The sequence below is a fragment of the bacterium endosymbiont of Bathymodiolus sp. 5 South genome (genome assembly GCF_900128535.1).
Lineage (GTDB): Bacteria > Pseudomonadota > Gammaproteobacteria > PS1 > Pseudothioglobaceae > Thiodubiliella.
This window is the reverse complement of record NZ_FQTR01000374.1, coordinates 1-1,029: the sequence shown is the minus strand read 5'-3', so window position 1 is coordinate 1,029 and position 1,029 is coordinate 1. Positions and strand designations below refer to the sequence as shown.

The following is a 1,029-nucleotide window of genomic DNA, read 5'->3' as shown; positions in this document are numbered from 1 at the left end:
CGTAAAATAGCACCTGTGCCAATACTCCCTAAGCGTTTTGTGTTAATTAAACAATCACTTCCAGGTGTATTGGCAATAGGCGAAGTAGAGGTAATTAGCAATGGTGTGAATGTTGCATTACACAAGTCAGTGCAAAATTCTGGTGCCAACACTTATATCCTTGATACCTCTAAAACCCCTAGTCTATCGCAAACACATACCATTAGCACTGGCAACTATACCATTAGCACTGGCAACCATGCCAATACCAAGAGTAGCAATATCGTTGATGGTACAAAACTTGGATTCAAATCCTATAGCATTTTAAACGACGGATGGGTGATGATTGATTTAGGTTCAAAATATACTATTAACAACATTAAGATCCAAGACTTAACAGAAGGAGATGTTGTTACACCAGCCAAAGGTTTGGTTGTTTTTCTTTCTAGTGAAAGCATAGACGGCAATCAAACGCTGCAACAACTTAAAGACAATCCTAAGGTTGATATTGTCGGAATCACAGCCTTACAGTTTGCAGCTAACCAAGGACATGAATTTTTATTGAGCGAGACAGAGTTGGATTTATGGCGTGGCGACATGCTTAAAACAACAAAAACCAGTGTGCGTTGCCTTCAAGATGACACCAAGCCATTGATAGTGCCTACTAAAGTCGAAAACAACATTATTATTAACAAACCAATGGAGCCGATTAAATTTGTTAATTATGCCTCAGGCGGTGTTAATAAATGGTCAATTTCTCATCAACTTCCTAGCGGATTAGTATTTGACAAACAAAAAGGAATTATTTCAGGCACACCTACCAAGATTCTAAGCAGAAACAAATATGTGGTTACTGCTAGTAATAGCCATGGATCAACGCAAACTGGTGTTTATATTGCAGTTTTGCCAATATTGGTTGATGATATTAAAATATCAAGCACTAGTGACACGCTAGTCATTGGTGAAAGCGCTCAACTTCATGTAACGATTAGCCCTAATGATGCAAGCAACAAAAAATTCTCATGGGAAGTTGATGATAAAGTAAGCATT

General features: G+C 38.0%; 1 protein-coding gene. It reads left to right on the top strand.

Features of this window, described 5'->3' with window-relative positions; genetic code table 11:
* Positions 1-39 precede the first annotated feature (39 nt).
* Positions 40-1,029: Ig domain-containing protein (locus BBROOKSOX_RS11580; protein ID WP_218973760.1), on the top strand; the 990-nt coding region annotated here is incomplete at its 3' end.